This is a genomic window from Kitasatospora indigofera (assembly GCF_014655955.1).
Classification (GTDB): Bacteria; Actinomycetota; Actinomycetes; order Streptomycetales; family Streptomycetaceae; genus Kitasatospora; species Kitasatospora indigofera.
On the sequence record NZ_BNBO01000048.1, the window covers coordinates 37114 to 53835 of the forward strand.

Annotated in this window: 12 protein-coding genes; 8 read left to right on the forward strand and 4 right to left on the reverse strand. The window is 74.1% G+C overall.

Annotation, left to right across the window (positions count from 1 at the left end):
- Nucleotides 1-83: 83 nt before the first annotated feature.
- The gene (locus tag IE329_RS30265; RefSeq protein ID WP_190214191.1) at nucleotides 84-2534 is read right to left on the reverse strand and encodes a DNA gyrase/topoisomerase IV subunit A; all 2451 of its coding nucleotides are present in this window, start codon (nucleotides 2532-2534) and stop codon (nucleotides 84-86) included.
- Nucleotides 2535-2969: 435 nt separating this feature from the next.
- Between IE329_RS30265 and IE329_RS30270 the strand changes: the two genes are divergently transcribed.
- The 3 genes from IE329_RS30270 (at nucleotide 2970) to IE329_RS30280 (ending at nucleotide 7293) form a co-directional block, all read left to right on the forward strand.
- On the forward strand, nucleotides 2970-4331 hold the full coding sequence (locus IE329_RS30270; protein ID WP_190214192.1) for a M16 family metallopeptidase: 1362 nt from the start codon (nucleotides 2970-2972) through the stop codon (nucleotides 4329-4331).
- Between the two features lie 20 nt (nucleotides 4332-4351).
- On the forward strand, nucleotides 4352-5719 hold the full coding sequence (locus tag IE329_RS30275) for a M16 family metallopeptidase (protein WP_373311344.1): 1368 nt from the start codon (nucleotides 4352-4354) through the stop codon (nucleotides 5717-5719).
- A 362-nt stretch (nucleotides 5720-6081) separates the two neighbouring features.
- On the forward strand, nucleotides 6082-7293 hold the full coding sequence (locus tag IE329_RS30280; RefSeq protein ID WP_190214194.1) for an RtcB family protein: 1212 nt from the start codon (nucleotides 6082-6084) through the stop codon (nucleotides 7291-7293).
- 157 nt (nucleotides 7294-7450) lie between these two features.
- On the opposite strand, the gene IE329_RS30285 is transcribed toward IE329_RS30280, so the two are convergent.
- A complete protein-coding gene (locus tag IE329_RS30285) occupies nucleotides 7451-7729 on the reverse strand; it encodes an HPr family phosphocarrier protein (protein ID WP_190214195.1) in 279 nt (92 codons plus the stop codon).
- Between the two features lie 284 nt (nucleotides 7730-8013).
- Between IE329_RS30285 and IE329_RS30290 the strand changes: the two genes are divergently transcribed.
- From IE329_RS30290 to IE329_RS30305, 4 genes are all read left to right on the forward strand, one after another.
- On the forward strand, nucleotides 8014-10818 hold the full coding sequence (locus IE329_RS30290) for a bifunctional acetate--CoA ligase family protein/GNAT family N-acetyltransferase (protein WP_190214196.1): 2805 nt from the start codon (nucleotides 8014-8016) through the stop codon (nucleotides 10816-10818).
- 94 nt (nucleotides 10819-10912) lie between these two features.
- Complete coding sequence (locus IE329_RS30295) at nucleotides 10913-11506, forward strand: DUF5998 family protein (protein WP_190214197.1); 594 nt, start codon at nucleotides 10913-10915, stop codon at nucleotides 11504-11506.
- Nucleotides 11507-11546: 40 nt separating this feature from the next.
- Nucleotides 11547-12734, forward strand: coding sequence for an alkaline phosphatase family protein (locus tag IE329_RS30300; protein WP_190214198.1), 1188 nt, complete (start codon nucleotides 11547-11549; stop codon nucleotides 12732-12734).
- A gap of 45 nt (nucleotides 12735-12779) precedes the next feature.
- Nucleotides 12780-13433, forward strand: coding sequence for a thymidine kinase (locus tag IE329_RS30305; protein ID WP_073924878.1), 654 nt, complete (start codon nucleotides 12780-12782; stop codon nucleotides 13431-13433).
- Between the two features lie 44 nt (nucleotides 13434-13477).
- Here IE329_RS30305 and IE329_RS30310 read toward each other — a convergent pair whose 3' ends face one another.
- On the reverse strand, nucleotides 13478-14296 hold the full coding sequence (locus IE329_RS30310; protein ID WP_190214199.1) for a VOC family protein: 819 nt from the start codon (nucleotides 14294-14296) through the stop codon (nucleotides 13478-13480).
- A 178-nt stretch (nucleotides 14297-14474) separates the two neighbouring features.
- Here IE329_RS30310 and IE329_RS30315 point away from each other — a divergent pair, with 178 nt between their 5' ends.
- Nucleotides 14475-15326: a sulfurtransferase gene (locus IE329_RS30315; protein WP_190214200.1), complete on the forward strand. Its 852-nt coding sequence runs from the start codon at nucleotides 14475-14477 to the stop codon at nucleotides 15324-15326.
- Nucleotides 15327-15408: 82 nt separating this feature from the next.
- Here IE329_RS30315 and sepH read toward each other — a convergent pair whose 3' ends face one another.
- Nucleotides 15409-16485 carry a septation protein SepH gene (gene sepH, locus IE329_RS30320; protein ID WP_190214201.1) on the reverse strand — a complete coding sequence of 359 codons (1077 nt, stop codon included), beginning with the start codon at nucleotides 16483-16485 and terminating at the stop codon, nucleotides 15409-15411.
- Nucleotides 16486-16722: the final 237 nt, after the last annotated feature.

The following is a 16722-nucleotide window of genomic DNA, read 5'->3' on the forward strand; positions in this document are numbered from 1 at the left end:
CCCCGCCGGACCGGCCGCACGGGCCCCGCGAACGCCGGGAGGGGGCGCCGACCGGCACCCCCTCCCGTCCGTCCCGCGAACCGCTACGCCGGCCCGGCCACCGCCGCGATCGGCGTGGTCACCGGCACACCCGAACCGTCCCGGCGCGGGTCGCGCTCCGGCAGCTCCACCGGCGCACCCTTCTCCGTCGCGGCCCGGGCCGGCGCCGCACCGGCCCAGGCGAACGCCAGCGCGTCCTCGCCGCGCAGGAACCGCTGGCAGCGCACACCGCCGGTGGCCCGGCCCTTGCGCGGGTACTGCTCGAACGGCGTGACCTTCCAGCTGCTCTGCGCCTCGCCGGTGAGCGTCCCCGACGCGCCCGCGACCGAGACCACCACCGCGTCCACCGCCGGATCGACCGCGGTGAACGACAGCACCCGAGCCCCGTCCGTCAGCTTCACGCCGGCCATGCCGCCGGCCGGCCGGCCCTGCGGGCGGACCTGCCCCGCCGGGTAGCGCAGCAGCTGGGCGTCCGAGGTGATGAAGACCAGGTCCTCCTCGCCGGTCCGCAGCTCCACCGCGCCGACCAGCTCGTCACCGTCCTTGAGGGCGATCACCTCGAACTCGTCCTTGTTGGCCGGCCACTCCGGCACCACCCGCTTCACCACACCCTGCACCGTGCCCAGCGCCAGGCCCGGCGAGGACTCGTCCAGCGTGGTCAGCGCGATCGCCCGCTCGCCGGCCTCCAGCCGCAGGAACTCCGACACCTGCGCCCCGCCCGCCAGCGTCGGCGAAGGCGTCGGCGGCAGCCCGGGCAGGTCGATCACCGGCAGGCGCAGCACCCGGCCCGCCGAGGTCACCACCCCGACGTCGGCCCGCGCCGTGGCCGGCACCGCCGAGACGATCACGTCGTGCCGGCCCCGCGACTCCGCGGGCTCCAGCGGCTCCCCGTCCGCGGTCCGGGCCAGCAGCCCGGTCGACGACAGCAGCACCCGGCACGGGTCGTCCGCCACCTCCAGCGGCACCGACAGGGCCGCCGCCGGCACCGAGCCGGCCTCCAGCAGCACCGTCCGCCGCTCGGTCCCGAACTGCTTCGACACCGCGCCCAGCTCCGCCGACACCACGCTGCGCAGCTTGCTGTCCGACTCCAGGATCCCGGTCAGCTCCGCGATCTCCGCGTTCAGCTTCTCCTGCTCCGTCTCCAGCTCCACCCGGTCGAACCGGGTCAGCCGCCGCAGCGGGGTGTCCAGGATGTACGAGGTCTGCGTCTCCGACAGCGAGAAGCGCTCGATCAGCCGCTCCTTGGCCTGCGTCGCGTTGTCGCTCGACCGGATGATCGCGATGACCTCGTCGATGTCCAGCAGGGCCACCAGCAGGCCCTCGACCAGGTGCAGCCGCTCCTGGCGCTTGCGCCGCCGGAGGTCGCTGCGCCGCCGGACCACCTCGAAGCGGTGGTCGACGTAGACCTCCAGCAGCTCCTTCAGACCCAGCGTCAACGGCTGACCGTCCACCAGGGCCACGTTGTTGATGCCGAAGGTCTCCTCCATCGGCGTCAGCTTGTAGAGCTGCTCCAGCAGCGCCTCCGGCACGAAGCCGTTCTTCACCTCGATCACCAGCCGCAGCCCGTGCTCGCGGTCGGTCAGGTCCTTGACGTCCGCGATGCCCTGCAGCTTCTTCGCGTTGACCAGGTCCTTGATCTTCGCGATCACCTTCTCCGGCCCCACCGTGTACGGCAGCTCCGTCACCACGATGCCCTTGCGGCGCGCCGTGACGTTCTCCACCGTGGTGGTGGCCCGGATCTTGAAGGTGCCGCGGCCGCTCTCGTACGCGTCCCGGATCCCCGACAGGCCGACGATCCGCCCGCCCGTCGGCAGGTCCGGGCCCGGCACGAACCGCATCAGGGTGTCGAGGTCCGCCGTCGGATGCTTGATCAGATGCCGGGCCGCCGCCACCACCTCGGCCAGGTTGTGCGGCGGCATGTTCGTCGCCATCCCGACCGCGATCCCCGAGGTGCCGTTCACCAGCAGGTTCGGGAACGCCGCCGGCAGCACCGACGGCTCCTGCTCGCTGCCGTCGTAGTTCGGCCCGAAGTCGACGGTGTCCTCGTGGATCGACTCCACCAGCGCCATCGAGGCCGCCGTCAGCCGCGACTCGGTGTACCGCATCGCGGCCGGCGGGTCGTCGTTGCCCAGCGAACCGAAGTTCCCGTGCCCGTCGATCAGCGGCAGCCGCATCGAGAACGGCTGCGCCATCCGCACGACCGAGTCGTAGATGGACGCGTCGCCGTGCGGGTGCAGCCGGCCCATCACCTCGCCCACCACACGGGCGCACTTCACGTGCGCGCGGTCCGGACGCAGGCCCATCTCGTTGGCCTGGTAGAGGATCCGCCGGTGCACCGGCTTCAGACCGTCCCGCGCGTCCGGCAGCGCACGCGAGTAGATCACCGAGTAGGCGTACTCCAGGAAGGAGCCCTGCATCTCGTCCACGACATCGACGTCGAGGATCCGCTCCTCGAAATCTCCGGGCGGCGGGGTAGGCGAACTGCGGCGGGCCATCGCGGCGGGGCTCCCTTGCGTCTGTCGGCTTCGTCTGCCGCCCCGGACCAGGGGCCCGGGCGGCGCTGTGCTCTTGGACTGCTCTGTGTTCTCGACGGACGGCGTCCGTACTCCGGCGTTCGGCGGACTGCGTCCGTACTGCGGGGGACCGCTCCGCGCCCGCGGACCCTTCGGTGCTCCGGGCGGCTGTCGGCCAGTCGTTCAGCGCCCCCATTGTGAACCCTACGGCCGACAGACCCCGCCAAGGGCCGCCCCCCACCCACCGGCGCGCATCTCCCGCCGCCCCGGCCGCGGCCGGCCCGCCCGCCCGACGGCGCTTCCGCCCGTGGCGAACGCCCCGTCCGCGCGGACACATCCACGGCCTCCACGCGTTGCACCACAATGGGGATCACTCAACGAACCCCCGACCCTCGACGACGGGAAGGACCCGAGCGCATGGCCAACCCGGCCCCCGCAGCCGCCTCCACCGGAGGCAGTGGCGCTGCCATCGCCATCACCGAACACCGCCTGGCCAACGGCCTGCGCGTGGTGCTCTCCGAGGACCACCTCACCCCGGTGGCCGCCGTCTGCCTCTGGTACGACGTCGGCTCCCGCCACGAGGTCAAGGGCCGTACGGGTCTCGCCCACCTCTTCGAGCACCTGATGTTCCAGGGCTCCGCCAACGTCTCCAACAACGGGCACTTCGAGCTCGTCCAGGGCGCCGGCGGCTCTCTCAACGGCACCACCAGTTTCGAACGCACCAACTACTTCGAGACCATGCCGGCCCACCAGCTCGAACTCGCCCTCTGGCTGGAGGCCGACCGGATGGGCTCGCTGCTCTCCGCGCTCGACGACACCTCGATGGAGAACCAGCGAGACGTCGTCAAGAACGAGCGCCGCCAGCGGTACGACAACGTGCCCTACGGCACCGCGTTCGAGAAGCTCACCGCGCTGTCCTTCCCCGACGGCCACCCCTACCACCACACCCCCATCGGCTCGATGGCCGACCTGGACGCCGCCACGCTGGAGGACGCCCGCGCGTTCTTCCGCACCTACTACGCGCCCAACAACGCCGTCCTGTCCGTCGTCGGCGACATCGACCCCGAGCAGACCGTCGCCTGGATCGAGAAGTACTTCGGCACCATCCCCGCCCACGACGGCAAGCAGCCGCCGCGCGACGGCAGCCTCCCCGACACCATCGGCGCCGAGACCCGCGAACTGGTCGAGGAGGACGTCCCCTCCCGCGCCCTGATGGCCGCCTACCGCCTCCCGCACGACGGCACCCGCGAGGCCGACGCCGCCGACCTCGCCCTCACCATCCTGGGCAGCGGCGAGTCCAGCCGCCTCTACAACCGGCTCGTCCGCCGCGACCGCACCGCCGTCGTCGCGGGCTTCGGCCTGCTGCGCCTGGCCGGCGCGCCCTCGCTCGGCTGGCTCGACGTGAAGACCTCCGGCGAGGCGACCATCGCCCAGATCGAGAGCGCCGTGGACGAGGAGCTCGCCCGCTTCGCCGCCGAGGGCCCCACCGCCGAGGAACTGGAGCGCGCCCAGGCCCAGATCGAGCGCGAATGGCTCGACCGCCTGACCACCGTGGCCGGCCGCGCCGACGAACTCTGCCGCTACGCCGTCCTGTTCGGCGACCCCAAGCTGCTGAACGACGCCCTCCCCAAGGTCCTCGACATCACCGCCGAGGAGGTCAAGGCGATCGCCGGGGCCCGCCTGCGCCCCGACAACCGCGCCGTCCTCGTCTACGAGCCCACCGACGGCACCGACGACACCGCTGCCGCCGACGACACCGAGGAGGAGACGGCCGCATGAGCACCGACCCCACCCCCGCCATGACGTTCCACCCCCAGCCCGAGCCCGGCACCCCCAGCCCGTGGGCGTTCCCCCGGCCGGACCGCACCACCCTGGCCAACGGCATCACCGTCCTGCACTGCGACCGCCCCGGCCAGCAGCTGGTCGCCGTCGACGTCCTCCTCGACGCCCCGCTCGCGGCCGAACCCGAGGGCCTGGACGGCGTCTCCGGCATCCTCGCCCGCGCCCTCAACGAGGGCACCGACACCCTCACCGCCGAGGAGTTCGCGGCCGAGCTGGAGCGCACCGGCGCCACCCTGGACGCGCACGCCGACCACCCGAACATCCGGGTCTCCCTGGAGGTCCCGGCCTCCCGCCTGCAGCGCGGCCTCACCCTGCTCGCGGACGCCCTGCGCGCCCCCGCGCTGCCCGGGAACGAGATCGAGCGGCTGGTCGCCAACCGCCTCGACGAGATCGTCCACGAGCAGGCCAACCCCGCGCGCCGCGCCGCCAAGGCCCTCTACGCCGACCTCTTCGACGCCGCCGACCGGCTCTCCCGCCCGCGCGGCGGCACCGCCGACACCGTCAAGGCCATCGACCGGGCGGCCGTGAAGGCGTTCTACGACGCCCACATCCGCCCCGCCACCACCACCGTCGTGGTCGTCGGCGACCTCACCGGCACCGACCTGCCCGCGCTGCTCGAAACCACCCTCGGCACCTGGACCGGCACCCCGGCCGCGGCGAGCGTGCACGCCCCCGTCACCGCCGACGACACCGGCCGCGTGATCATCGTCGACCGCCCCGGCTCCGTCCAGACCCAGCTGCTCATCGGCCGGATCGGACCGGACCGCCACGACGACGCCTGGGCCGCCCAGATCCTCGGCACCTACTGCCTCGGCGGCACCCTCACCTCCCGCCTGGACCGCGTCCTGCGCGAGGAGAAGGGCTACACCTACGGCGTCCGGGCCTTCGCCCAGCCGCTGCGCTCCGCCGCCGACGGCTCCGGCCGCGCGATGCTCGCCATCAGCGGCTCGGTCGACACCGCCTCGACCGCCCCGGCGCTGGCCGACACCTGGACCATCCTGCGCACGCTCGCCGCCGAGGGCCTCACCGACGCGGAGCGCGAGGAGGCCGTCCAGTTCCTGGTGGGCGTCGCCCCGCTCAAGTACGAGACCGCCGGGTCCGTCGCCGGGACCCTCGCGGACCAGGTCGAGCAGTACCTGCCGGACGACTACCAGTCCGAGGTCTACCGGCGGCTCGCCGAGCTCGGCACGGCCGCCGCCACCGAGGCCGTGGTCGCCGCCTTCCCGCCGGACCGCCTGGTCACCGTGCTGGTCGGCGACGCCGCCGTGATCGCCGACCCGGTCAAGAAGCTCGGCATCGGCGAGGTCACCGTCGTCACCTCCTGACCGGCCGGCCTCCCGCGCGCACGGGACAGGGGCCCGGCGGAGCACCCGCTCCGCCGGGCCCCTTCGCGTCCGCGCCGGGTAATTCCCTTGCCGTGCCCACCGCCCCCGTGGGTAGATACATCCCGCAGCCGAACGTGCTGCGCAGGTGCCAGGACGACGGAAGGAGGCGGTCACCATGCGGGTCGAGCCCACCCTGCGCCCCACCGGCGCGCAGCGCTCCCCGAGACTGCCCCGTCCCGCCTCGCGCCGACGCCGCAGCTCCTGAGCGCCGCGTCCAGGACGTACCCGAGCCACGCCGGAAGCTTCGCGCGGCACCCCCCGAACTAGCATGGAATCCAGTCGACCCCGGAGGTCGTTCAGTCATGTCGCAGACCGCAGTACCAGCCCCGTACGAGATCGCCGGAGCCCGCGTCCCGATCCGGATGTGGACCGACCCGGCCACCGTCGAGGGCCAGGCCATCCAGCAGTTGCGCAACATCAGTACGCTGCCGTGGCTGCACGGGCTCGCCGTGATGCCGGACGTCCACCTGGGCAAGGGCGCGACGGTCGGCTCGGTGATCGCCATGAACGGCGCCGTGTGCCCGGCGGCGGTCGGCGTCGACATCGGCTGCGGGATGAGCGCGGTGAAGACCTCGCTCACCGCGAAGGACCTGCCGGACGACCTGTCCCGGCTGCGGTCCAAGATCGAGCAGGCCATCCCGGTCGGCCGTGGGCTCCACAGCGACCCGGTGGACCCGCAGAAGCTGCACGGCCTCGGCGCGGCCGGCTGGGACGACTTCTGGGAGCGGTTCGACACCGTCGCGCCGGAGGTGAAGTGGCGGCGCGAGCGGGCGATGCAGCAGATGGGATCCCTGGGCGCCGGGAATCACTTCATAGAAGTATGTGTGGACATGTCCGGTTCGGTGTGGCTGATGCTGCACTCCGGATCGCGCAACATCGGCAAGGAGCTGGCCGAGCACCACATGGGCGTGGCCCGCTCGCTCCCGCACAACCAGGGGCTGGTCGACCGCGACCTCGCGGTCTTCATCGCGCAGACCCCGCAGATGGAGGCCTACCGGCAGGACCTGTTCTGGGCCCAGGAGTACGCCAAGAAGAACCGTGCGGTGATGATGGCGCTCTTCCAGGACGTGGTGCGCCGCGAGTTCGCGCGGGCGAGGGTCGGCTTCGACCAGGTGATCAGCTGCCACCACAACTACGTGGCCGAGGAGCGCTACGACGGCGTCGACCTGCTCGTCACCCGCAAGGGCGCGATCCGGGCCGGCTCCGGCGACTTCGGGATCATCCCCGGCTCGATGGGGACCGGTTCGTACATCGTCCGCGGACTGGGCAACGAGGCGGCCTTCAACTCGGCTTCGCACGGAGCGGGCCGGAAGATGAGCCGGACGGCGGCCAAGAAGCGGTTCACCACGAAGGACCTGGCCGAGCAGACCAAGGGCGTCGAGTGCCGCAAGGACAGCGGCGTCGTCGACGAGATCCCGGGTGCCTACAAGCCGATCGAGAAGGTCATCGCCCAGCAGAGGGACCTGGTCGAGGTGGTCGCCCACCTGAAGCAGGTCATCTGCGTCAAGGGCTGACCGCCGGGGAGGGCGGGGCTCCGGCGGCGGCGCCGGGGCCCCGCCTTCGCGCGCCGGCCGCACGGGTTCGCCGCGCCGGGCGGGCGTCCGGGGGCGCCGGTACGCCGGAGGGGTGCGCCGTCCCGCTGTGGCGCACCCCTCCGGCGCAGGCGACGGCTCAGGCCGCGGGCAGCTCGTCGAGGCCTTCGTGGACGAGCTTGGCGACGCGGTCGAGGGCGCTGTCGGCGCCTTCGGCCTCGGAGGCGAGGACGACCTCTTCGCCGCCCTCGGCGCCGAGGCCGAGCAGGCCGAGCATCGACGCGGCGTTGACGGGCTTGCCGTCGGGCTTGGCGATGGTCATCGGCACGCCCGTGGCCGTGACGGCGCGGACGAAGATGGAGGCGGGACGGGCGTGCAGGCCCTCGGCCCAACCGATGGTGACGCGGCGCTCAGCCATGAGACGTGCCTTTCGGTGTTGCTGGCCATGTTACGTAGACGGCCATGTTGTCTAGACCAGTGTCGCATGAGTGCCGGACTGCTTCGCCGCCGATCGCGACCACGGAACGCGTCTGACCGGGCACGGAGCCCTTCCGGCCGGTCTCCCGGAGGTGGTCCGGCCACGTGCGCGGCCCCGGCCCGAAGGGCCTCGGCGGTCACCGTCCGCGGCGGTGGGCGCCCCTCCACAGTGCCGTGGGCGCGTGCCCGGCGCCATCCGGCCCGCCGCCCGATAACCTGACGAACGTGGACGACTCTCGGGCACCGCAGGCGAAGCCGACCGACGAGCAGGGCTACCCCCGGCACTGGGAGGCCGACGTCCTGCTGCGGGACGGCGGCACCGCCCGGATCCGGCCGATCACCACCGCCGACGCGGCGCGCCTGGTCGAGTTCTACGAGCAGGTGTCCGACCAGTCGAAGTACTTCCGCTTCTTCGCGCCCTACCCGCGGCTGTCCGACAAGGACGTCCGGCGCTTCACCCACCACGACTACGTCAACCGGGTGGGCCTGGCCGTGGTGGTGCGCGACCGCTTCATCGCGACCGTCCGCTACGACCGCATCGACGAGAACGGCCGCCCCTCCGAGGACGGCACCGACGCCGAGGTCGCCTTCCTGGTGCAGGACGCCCACCAGGGCCGGGGCGTCGCCTCCGCCCTGCTGGAGCACATCGGCGCGGTCGCGCAGGAGCGCGGCATCCGGCGGTTCGTCGCCGAGGTGCTCCCGGAGAACCGCAAGATGGTCAAGGTCTTCACCGACGCCGGCTACACCCAGCGCCGCAGCATCGCCGACGGCGTCGTGCACCTGGAGTTCGACCTGGAGCCCACCGCCGCCTCGCTGGCCGTGATGCGCGCCCGCGAGCACCGGGCGGAGGCCCGGTCGGTGCAGCGGCTGCTCACCCCGCGCTCGGTCGCCGTGGTCGGGGTCTCGCGCAACCCGCAGACGGTCGGCCGGGCGGTCCTGCGCGACCTCGCGGGTTTCCACGGGCCGGTGTACGCGGTGAACCGCAACGTCCCGCCGGGCGGCGAGCTGGACGGGGTGCCGGTCCACCGCTCGGTGCTGGAGATCCCCGGGCCGGTGGACCTCGCGGTGATCACCGTGCCGGCCGCCGCGGTGCCGGCCGTCGTCGCGGACTGCGGCGCGCACGGGGTGCAGGGCCTGGTGGTGGTCACCGCGGGGTACGCCGAGACCGGCCCGGACGGCCGCGACCACCAGCGGGCGCTGGTCCGCCAGGCCCGGGCGGCGGGCATGCGGGTGATCGGCCCGAACGCCTTCGGCCTGGTGAACACCGACCCGGACCAGCCGCTGAACGCCTCACTGGCGCCCGTCCTGCCGGAGCGCGGCGGCTTCGGGATCTTCTGCCAGTCCGGCGCGATCGGCGTGGCCCTGCTGGAGGCCGCCCACCGCCGCGGCCTGGGCGTCTCCTCCTTCGCCTCGGTCGGCAACCGGTCCGACGTCTCCGGCAACGACCTGCTCCAGTACTGGGAGGAGGACCGGGCCACCGACGTGGTGCTGCTCTACCTGGAGTCCTTCGGCAACCCCCGCAAGTTCACCCGGATCGCCCGCCGGCTGGCCACCGTCAAGCCCGTGGTGGTGGTCAAGGGCGCCCGGCACACCGGCAGCCTCCCGCCCGGCCACGCCGTCCAGCCGGCCGCCAGCGGCCTGCGCGACGCCACCGTGGACGCGCTGTTCCAGCAGGCCGGGGTGCTGCGGGTGGACACCATCACCGAGCTGTTCGACGCCGGCGAGCTGCTCGCCCGCCAGCCCCTGCCGCCCGGCGACCGGGTGGCCGTGGTCGGCAACTCCGACTCGATGGGCCTGCTCACCCACGACGCCTGCCTCAGCGCCGGGCTGCGCCCGCGCACGCCGGTGGACCTGACCACCGCCGCCACCGGCGAGAACTTCCGGATCGCGCTGGACACCGCGCTCGCCGACCCGGCGGTGGACGCGGTGATCGCGGTGGCGATCCCGCCGATCGGCACCGCCGCGCACGCCTTCACCGGCGGCCGGCTGCACGCGGACGACCCCGGGTCGGACGATCCGGAGATCGCCGAGGCCCTCCTCGAAGCCGCATCCAGGGCAAAGGAGTTGGGCAAGCCGCTGCTGCTCGCCCACCTGGCCCTGACCGATCTGACCGGCCGGCTCCGGGACGGCGGCATCCCGGCCTACCCGGCGCCCGAGCGGGCCGTGCACGCGCTGGCGCACGCCGTCCGGTACGCCGACTGGCGCCGCCGGACGGCCGAGGCGGAGGAGACCGCGCGGGTCCCCGAACTCGACCGGATCGACGAGGGCGCGGCCCGCACGCTGGTCGAGGCGGCCCTCGGCACCCGGGCCGCCGCCGCGGCCCGGCTCCAGCCCGGCGGCGCCCGGATCACCCTGGCGGAGGCCGAGGGGAACGCGCTGCTCGCCGCCTACGGCATCGACGTCCACCCGACGCTGCCGGCGCCGGACGAGGAGAGCGCGGTACGGGCCGCCGCCGTCCTCGGCTACCCGGTCGCGCTGAAGGCGACCGCCCCGCACCTGCGCCACCGCCCCGACCTCGGCAGCGTCCGGCTGGACCTCACCGGGGAGCCCGGGCTGCGCCGGGCGCACCGGGAGCTGGACGCGCTGCTGGGCGGCGCCGCCCAGGCGCAGCTGGTGGTGCAGCGGCTCGCGCCGCGCGGGGTGGACACCGTGATCGGCGCCACCGTCGACCCGGCGGTGGGCACCATCCTGTCCTTCGGCCTGGCCGGGGCCCCGGCGGAGCTGCTGGGCGACGTCGCCCACCGGCTGGTGCCGGCCACCGACCAGGATGTGGCGAGTCTCATCCGGGAGGTCCGGGCGGCTCCGCTGCTGTTCGGCTGGCGGGGCTCGGACCCGGTGGACACCGCGGCCCTGGAGGAGCTGCTGCTGCGGGTGTCGTGCCTGGTGGACGACCTGCCGGAGGTCGCCGCGGTGGATCTCGAACCGGTGGTCGTGGCCCCGCACGGACTGGCGATCCTGGGGGCCCGGGTGCGGATCGCGCCGCTGCCCGTGCGCAGTGATCTGGGCCCGCGCGCCATGAGCAGCCTGTAACCTTCCTTGGTTGCGCCCCATCCGGGGTGCCCGTACGCCGGGATCCCGGCGTCGTGCCGCCCGCTTCGTCGGCGGACCATGCCAGGATGGAGCTATGGCCAAGACCGGTACCACCACCACTCAGGACCTGCGCTCGGCGATCGAGCGCAGTGGCTACTACCCGGCCCTGGTGTCCGAGGCGGTCGAGTCCGCGGTGGGTTCCGAGCCGATCAGCTCCTACCTGGTGCACCAGGAGACCACCTTCGACGCCAACGAGGTGCGCCGGCACGTCACCGTGCTGGTCCTCACGCAGACGCGTTTCGTGGTGAGCCACACCGACGAGCAGTCCGGCGACGCCAACAGCCCGGTGCCGTACGCGACCACCTCGACGGAGTGCGTCCGGCTCGACCGGATCGGTTCGGTCGTGCTCAGCCGGATGGTCTCCAACCCGGAGACCTACACCCCGGGCACGCTGCCCCGCGAGGTCGTCCTGACCATCGGCTGGGGCGCGGTGCAGCGGCTGGACCTGGAGCCGGCCGGCTGCTCGGACCCGAACTGCGAGGCTGACCACGGCTACACCGGCTCGGCGACGGCTGACGACCTGTCACTGCGGGTCAGCGAGGCCGGCGACGGGCCGGAGACGGTCGCGCAGGCGCTGGTCTTCGCCCGGGCGCTGTCCGAGGCGACGATCAGCAGCGGCCGGCCCTGACCCCGGCTCCCGGAAAGCCCAGGAAACAGACACCTTCACGATGACTCTCGCACCCGCCGACGGCTACGACTCCTTCGAGATCCTGGACCCGGCCGACGCCCCCGCGCCGCTCTACGGCAGCGGGTCGCTCAGCGATCTGCTGCCCTCGGTCGCGGCCGGCCTCGGCGTGGCCGGCTTCACGTCCACCCTGCCGGTCGCGCCGGCCGACCGGGCCTGCGTGTTCCTGGTCGACGGGCTGGGCTGGGAACTCCTGCTGCGCCACCCCGAGTACGCGCCGTTCCTCAGTTCGCTGGCCGGCAGCTCGCTGGGGAACACCGGCCGCCCGTTGACGGCCGGCTTCCCGGCGACCACCGCGACCTCGCTGGCCTCGGTGGGTACCGGCCTGCCGCCGGGCCTGCACGGCCTGGCGGGGTACACGGTGGCGGTGCCGGGCGCCGGGTACCTGATGAACCAGCTGCGCTGGCAGCCGCCGACCGAGCCGCGGGTCTGGCAGCCGTACCCGACGGTGTTCGAGCAGGTGCAGGCGGCGGGCGTGGCGACCTGCCAGGTCTCCTCGCCGCTGTTCTCGACCACCCCGCTGACCAGGGTGGCGCTCTCCGGCGGCACCTTCCTCGGCCGGACCACCGGCGAGGAGCGGATGGACCTGGCGGCGCGCTGGCTGGCCGAGCACGACCGGGCGCTGGTCTACACGTACGTGAGCGAGCTGGACGGCGCCGGCCACCGGTTCGGGGTCGACTCGGACGACTGGCGGATGATGCTGAACACCGTCGACCGGCTCGCCCGGCGGCTGGCCGAGCAGCTCCCGCCGAGGTCGGTGCTGTACGTCACCGCCGACCACGGCATGATCGACATCGCGCCCGAGGACCGGATCGACTTCGACGAGGACTGGGAGCTGAGCGCCGGCGTCGCGCTGCTCGGCGGCGAGGGCCGGGCCCGGCACGTCTACGCGGTGCCGGGGGCGGCGGCCGACGTGCACACCGTCTGGAGCGAGGTGCTCGGTGACCGGATGTGGGTGGCCACCCGGGAACAGGCGATCGCGGCGGGCTGGTTCGGGCCCACCGTGGACGACCGGGTCTACCAGCGGATCGGCGACGTGGTCGCGGCGGCCCGGGACGACGTGGCGGTGATCGCCTCCCGCAGCGAGCCGGGCGAGTCCACGATGATCGGGCTGCACGGGTCGATGACCCCGGTCGAGCAGCACGTGCCGCTGCTCGAAGTCCGCGGCTGACCCCCTCGAACCGCCCACCTCAACTGAAGGGCCTCTGCACCACCCATGGCTGAACTGGTGTTCTTCTCGGGGACGATGGACTGCGGCAAGTCGACGCTCGCGCTCCAGCTGGACCACAACCACGCCGCGCGCGGACGGCAGGGGATCATCTTCTCCCGGCACGACCGGGCCGGTGCCTCCACCATCTCCAGCCGGCTCGGGCTGCGGGCCGACGCGGTGGAGGTGACGGACGCCTTCGACTTCCACGCCCACGTGGTGCAGCTGCTCTCGGCCGGCGGCCGGGTGGACTACCTGATCTGCGACGAGGCCAACTTCTACGCGGCCGGGCAGGTCGACCAGCTGGCCCGGGTGGTCGACGAGCTCGGCATCGACGTCTTCACCTTCGGCATCACCACCGACTTCCGCACCCGGCTGTTCCCCGGCTCGCAGCGCCTGATCGAACTCGCCGACCGGGTGGAGGTGCTCCAGGTCGAGGCGCTCTGCTGGTGCGGCGCCCGGGCCACCCACAACGCCCGGACGGTCGGCGGCGTGATGGTGGTCGAGGGCGCGCAGGTGGTCGTCGGCGACATCTCGGTCAGCGAGGACGAGATCGGCTACGAGGTGCTCTGCCGGCGCCACCACCGCCGCCGGCTGACGGCGGCCACCGCCCGCGCCTCGGTGCTCTCCCCGGACGTGCTGCCCTTCGAGCAGCAGGCCTGACGGCCTCGGGCGCCGGCCGGCAGCCCGCCCGCGGTCGCTGCCGGTCAGCCGGCCTCGACCACGGAGAACAGCCCGCCGCGCGGGTCGGCCAGGTGCACGACCCGCCCGCCCGCGCCGTCCTCCCCGGCGGCGCCCCGGCCGGTGCCGTCCGCCGCACCCCGCGCGGGCGGGGTGGCCACCCGGCCGCCGTGCCGGACGGCCAGCGCGGCCGTCCTGGCGGTGTCGGCGACGGTGAAGCAGGTCCGCCAGCGGGCCGGGGCCGGACCTTCGCCGCGCCGGATCCGGGCCACCGTCCGGCCGCCGGCCAGCAGTTCGTACCCCTCGCCGGGGTCCGGCACCCCGCTGCCGGGGGCCTGCGCCGCGCGCACCTCGTCCGCGAGCACCGAGCGGTAGAACGCGGCGGCCACCGGCGGCTCGCAGGTGAGCAGGTCGGTGCGGCCCGGGGTGCCGGGCTCGCCGGCCGCCTCCCAGCCGAGGTGCTCCTCGCCCTGCCAGAGCCCGAAGGCCGCGCCCGCCAGGTCGGCGGCGATGGCGAGGCGCCCGGCCCGGCCGGCCTGCACCGGTCCGACCGCGACCGTTCCGCCGCACTCGCGCACCCGCTGCGAGACCTCGTCCGCGTGGTCCACCGCGAAGTAGGTGGTCCAGCCGACCGGGTGGCCCGGCGCCCCGGGCGACATCCCGAGGCCGGCCACCAGGGCGCCGCCGGCCCGGGCCCGGACGTACCGGCCGAGCCGGTCCGGGCCGGGGGAGAACTCCCAGTCGAACAGTCGGCCGTAGAAGGCCCGGGCGCCCTCCAGGTCGTCGGTCAGCAGGCTCGTCCAGCAGGGTGAGCCCTGGGCCAGACGGAGTGTCACCGCGGGCATGGGCAGGTCTCCTCACGGGGCGTCGGGTGGTCGACGCGGGTGGTCGGCGCGGCAGGTCCACGCGTAGGGGGCGATGCTCGCACCACCGGCGCGGCGGCGGCGCCCGGCCGCGCGGGGGAGACGGGCAAAGAAGGGACAAAGAGCTTGCGGCCGGCCGCCCTGCGCAAGAATGTCGCCCATGGACAGCTTTCCGCAGGACTCCCCGCTGATCTCCGTCACCGACCTGGAGACAGCCCTCGCCTCCCCCCGGCCGCCGGTGCTGCTCGACATCCGCTTCCAGCTGGGCAGCACGTCCAGCCGCGGCGAGTACGAGGCCGGGCACCTGCCCGGGGCGCACTTCGTCGACCTGGACGCCGAGCTGGCGGCCCCGCCCGGTACGGCCGGCCGGCACCCGCTGCCCGATCCGGAGGTGCTCGGCGCGGCGCTGGGCCGGGCGGGCGTCAGCGCCGAACGCGCGGTGGTGGTCTACGACGCCGGGCCGGCGATGTCCGCCGCCCGGGCCTGGTGGCTGCTGCGCTGGGCCGGGCACCCGGACGTGCGGGTGCTGGACGGCGGCCTGGCCGCGTGGCAGGCCGCCGGCCTGCCGCTCAGCAGCGAACTGCCGCCGGCGGAGGCGGGCGACTTCAAGCCGGTGCCCGGCCTGCTGCCGACCCTGGACGCGGACGGCGCGGCCGCCTTCGCCCGGACCGGACTGCTGCTGGACGCCCGCGCCGGCGAGCGCTACCGCGGCGAGGTGGAGCCGATCGACGCCAAGGCCGGGCACATCCCCGGCGCGGTGTCGGCGCCGACCACGGAGAACGTCGGTGCGGACGGGCGGTTCCTGCCGGCCGCCGCGCTGGCGGCCCGGTTCGGCGGGCTCGGTGCGGGCACCGGCGAGGTGGCCGTCTACTGCGGTTCGGGGGTGACGGCGGCCCACCAGATCCTGGCCATGGACGTGGCGGGGCTGTCGGCCACGCTCTACCCGGGTTCGTGGAGCGAGTGGTCCAGGGACCCGCAGCGCCCCGTCGCCACCGGCGCCCAGCCGGGCTGACCGTCCGTCACCACCCGGCACGCGCGCGGGCGGCCGCTCCCCGGGGGGAGCGGCCCCCCGGCCGTACTGCTCGGTGCTGTTGCTACTCCTGCTTCTTGCGCCGGCTGCCGAAGACGATCTCGTCCCAGCTGGGCACGGTGGCACGCCGCCCGGGGCGGACGCCGTCCGCCTCGGCCTGCCGGTCGGTGGTGCCGACCAGCCGCTCGCGGTGCGGGGCGACCGCGCGCGGCATCAGGATGTCGGCGTACGCGGAGCCCGCGCCGATGCCTGCCGCGGGCGCCGCCGGCTCCTCGGCCTCCTCGACCACCTCGGCCACGGCGGGTTCGACCGGGGCCGGGCTGCCGACCGCGAGGTCGCCGCGGAAGGCGGGCACCACGTCCAGCAGGCTGGTCAGCGAGTCCCGTGCGTCGGCCGTGGCCTCCCGCGACTCCCGCACCTCACGGGCCGACATGATGCGGTCCGCGGAGGGGCGGTCGATCATCGGGCGCAGCGGCCGGTCGTGCGGCAGCCTGGCGATCCGCGGGATGAACGGGAAGACCTGCTCGTCCTCGCGCTCGACGTTCTCGCCGATCAGCGCGCGGGCCTCGTCGTCGTTGGGCTGCACGAGCCGCCGCGGCGGGTCGTACGTCCAGCTGGCGGTGCGGCCCTCGCCGTCCGCGCGGTACCCGAGGATGACCTCCCAGGTGCCGTCGTCGCGGCGCCAGGAGTCCCAGCGCTCGGTGTCCTTCTCGGCGCCGCGCAGGGCGAGCCGTTCGGCGACGGCCTCGCCGAGCTGGGGCCCGGTGGACTCGCCGTGCCGGCGGATGGCGGTCTTGCGGGCGCGCTCGGCCATGAAGGCACGCTCGGCGAGCACGGGGCCCTCGAAGCGGCGGACCCGGTCGACGGAGATCCCGGCGGCCTGGGCGACCTCCTCGGCGGAGGCACCGGCTCGTATCCGCGCCTGGATGTCACGGGGGCGGAGGTGGCTCTCGACCTCGATCTCGATCTGGCCGAGGCGCGGCCGGTCCCCGCGGATGGCGGCGCGCAGCCGCTCGTCGATGGGGAGGGTGTACTCCGTGCTGTCGGCAGCCTTGAGCACCAGCCGTGTGCCGTCGTTGCTGACGGCCACGACGCGCAGTTCGGGCACGGTTACCTCCCGGGTGGTGCCTGCCGACGTCACCTGCGTCGCTGCTCCCGTACTGAGTGTGGCCTGCCCACTGGCGGCTGGCCACAACCTTGCTGAGTTCCCCGGCGTGTCGGGCTTCTGCCCGGGCACGCCGCTGTGGCACGGTTGCCTTTTTGCCACGTCACCGGTCGACGTCGCGCCTGGGTGTCCCGGCCGTCCTCGCACATGGAGTGACGCGACGATCCGGGACGGGCGCCGCCGTGCGTACCTGCTCCGTGATCGTCGGACGAT

Bases quoted from the DNA above. Each gene is read 5' to 3' on its own strand.
- IE329_RS30265 (WP_190214191.1), bottom strand. From the start codon at position 2,534: ATGGCCCGCCGCAGTTCGCCTACCCCGCCGCCCGGAGATTTCGAGGAG.
- IE329_RS30270 (WP_190214192.1), top strand. From the start codon at position 2,970: ATGGCCAACCCGGCCCCCGCAGCCGCCTCCACCGGAGGCAGTGGCGCT.
- IE329_RS30275 (WP_373311344.1), top strand. From the start codon at position 4,352: ATGACGTTCCACCCCCAGCCCGAGCCCGGCACCCCCAGCCCGTGGGCG.
- IE329_RS30280 (WP_190214194.1), top strand. From the start codon at position 6,082: ATGTCGCAGACCGCAGTACCAGCCCCGTACGAGATCGCCGGAGCCCGC.
- IE329_RS30285 (WP_190214195.1), bottom strand. From the start codon at position 7,729: ATGGCTGAGCGCCGCGTCACCATCGGTTGGGCCGAGGGCCTGCACGCC.
- IE329_RS30295 (WP_190214197.1), top strand. From the start codon at position 10,913: ATGGCCAAGACCGGTACCACCACCACTCAGGACCTGCGCTCGGCGATC.
- IE329_RS30300 (WP_190214198.1), top strand. From the start codon at position 11,547: ATGACTCTCGCACCCGCCGACGGCTACGACTCCTTCGAGATCCTGGAC.
- IE329_RS30305 (WP_073924878.1), top strand. From the start codon at position 12,780: ATGGCTGAACTGGTGTTCTTCTCGGGGACGATGGACTGCGGCAAGTCG.
- IE329_RS30310 (WP_190214199.1), bottom strand. From the start codon at position 14,296: ATGCCCGCGGTGACACTCCGTCTGGCCCAGGGCTCACCCTGCTGGACG.
- IE329_RS30315 (WP_190214200.1), top strand. From the start codon at position 14,475: ATGGACAGCTTTCCGCAGGACTCCCCGCTGATCTCCGTCACCGACCTG.